Origin of the sequence: Vibrio sp. 2017_1457_13 (assembly GCF_030851525.1) — a bacterium.
In the GTDB taxonomy this organism is placed as follows: domain Bacteria; phylum Pseudomonadota; class Gammaproteobacteria; order Enterobacterales; family Vibrionaceae; genus Vibrio; species Vibrio metschnikovii.
Genome location: NZ_VHTA01000038.1, coordinates 1 through 1,240 on the forward strand (window position 1 = coordinate 1; position 1,240 = coordinate 1,240).

Here is a 1,240-nt window from a genome sequence, read left to right on the forward strand (position 1 = left end):
CGGTTGATTTCTTCTCCTCGGGGTACTTAGATGTTTCAGTTCCCCCGGTTTGCCTCGCTGCGCTATGTATTCACGCAGCGATAAGTGCTTATGCACTTGGGTTTCCCCATTCGGAAATCGTAGACTCGAGTGGCTTTTACTGCCTCATCTACGCTTATCGCAAGTTAATACGTCCTTCATCGCCTCTGACTGCCTAGGCATCCACCGTGTACGCTTAGTCACTTAACCATACAACCCCAAAGGGTCTTTGGCTTCTTGCTTTCACGAAAGTGAAAACAAACAAGCGACCAAGTTGTCTCGCGTTTAATTTACATGAGTGCGAGACAGATTTTGCCGGACTCAATTTTGAAAAGCATCCGAAGATGTTTTTCACCAAGCACACTTGAATGTGTATTTTTGGTCTTTATCAAAAGATAAAGATTGAGAACTTTACAAGTAACCCATCAATGAAGATAAGTTACTTTGTCAGCTTTCCAAATTGTTAAAGAGCTAGATTTATCGCTTTTAAAACGAGTAAACCATCTTAAAAAACACTGCTTAGCAATGCGCTTTAAGATGGTATCCCGTAGGGGAGTCGAACCCCTGTTACCGCCGTGAAAGGGCGGTGTCCTAGGCCTCTAGACGAACGGGACACTAAGATACTCTCTTTACTAATAAACCAATTCAATCTGTGTGAACACTCATCAATGCACAATCTTTACGTAAGGAGGTGATCCAGCGCCAGGTTCCCCTAGCGCTACCTTGTTACGACTTCACCCCAGTCATGAACCACAAAGTGGCAAGCGTCCTCCCGAAGGTTAAACTACCTGCTTCTTTTGCAGCCCACTCCCATGGTGTGACGGGCGGTGTGTACAAGGCCCGGGAACGTATTCACCGTGGCATTCTGATCCACGATTACTAGCGATTCCGACTTCATGGAGTCGAGTTGCAGACTCCAATCCGGACTACGACGCACTTTTTGGGATTCGCTCACTATCGCTAGCTCGCCGCCCTCTGTATGCGCCATTGTAGCACGTGTGTAGCCCTACTCGTAAGGGCCATGATGACTTGACGTCGTCCCCACCTTCCTCCGGTTTATCACCGGCAGTCTCCCTGGAGTTCCCGACATTACTCGCTGGCAAACAAGGATAAGGGTTGCGCTCGTTGCGGGACTTAACCCAACATTTCACAACACGAGCTGACGACAGCCATGCAGCACCTGTCTTACAGTTCCCGAAGGCACTCCCGCGTCTCCGCAGGA

The 1,240-nt window shown here is 48.5% G+C and carries 1 tRNA gene and 2 rRNA genes; all 3 read right to left on the reverse strand.

The annotated features are described in order from the left end of the window. A 23S ribosomal RNA gene (locus tag FKN88_RS17380) occupies positions 1 to 228 on the reverse strand; the annotation flags it as partial. A 328-nt stretch (positions 229 to 556) separates the two neighbouring features. Continuing rightward, positions 557 to 632 (reverse strand) — tRNA-Glu (locus tag FKN88_RS17385). A gap of 70 nt (positions 633 to 702) precedes the next feature. Then, positions 703 to 1,240 (reverse strand): 16S ribosomal RNA (locus FKN88_RS17390); the annotation flags it as partial.